This window comes from Streptomyces triticisoli (assembly GCF_003270085.1).
GTDB lineage: Bacteria > Actinomycetota > Actinomycetes > Streptomycetales > Streptomycetaceae > Streptomyces > Streptomyces triticisoli.
In genome coordinates, this window is sequence record NZ_QFDQ01000100.1 from 1 (window position 1) to 544 (window position 544).

1 protein-coding gene is annotated in these 544 nt (G+C 44.9%); it reads left to right on the forward strand.

Annotated elements, in window-relative coordinates; genetic code table 11:
- Positions 1 to 78: 78 nt before the first annotated feature.
- On the forward strand, positions 79 to 544 hold a 466-nt coding region (locus tag DEP02_RS35685), incomplete at its 3' end, for a GTP-binding protein (protein ID WP_232839157.1).

Here is a 544-nt window from a genome sequence, read left to right on the forward strand (position 1 = left end):
GTTATTCTTCATACGCGGCCAGGGTTTTAGCGAAGCTCTTTCTCTCATTTTTCCGTTTGTGAAAGTTTTTTAGACATCATGGGTAAAGAGAAGATTCATATCAGCATTGTTGTCATTGGACATGTCGACTCTGGAAAGTCGACCACTACTGGTCACTTGATCTACAAACTTGGTGGTATTGACAAGCGTGTCATCGAGAGGTTTGAGAAAGAAGCAGCTGAGATGAACAAGAGGTCCTTCAAGTATGCGTGGGTGCTTGACAAGCTTAAGGCTGAGCGTGAACGTGGTACTATTGATATTGCCTTGTGGAAGTTTGAGACCACAAAGTACTACTGCACTGTGATTGATGCCCCTGGACACAGGGATTTCATCAAGAACATGATTACTGGTACCTCTCAAGCTGACTGTGCTGTCCTCATCATTGACTCCACAACTGGTGGTTTTGAAGCTGGTATTTCCAAGGATGGACAGACCCGTGAGCACGCATTGCTTGCTTTCACCCTTGGTGTCAAGCAAATGATTTGCTGCTGTAACAAGATGGATG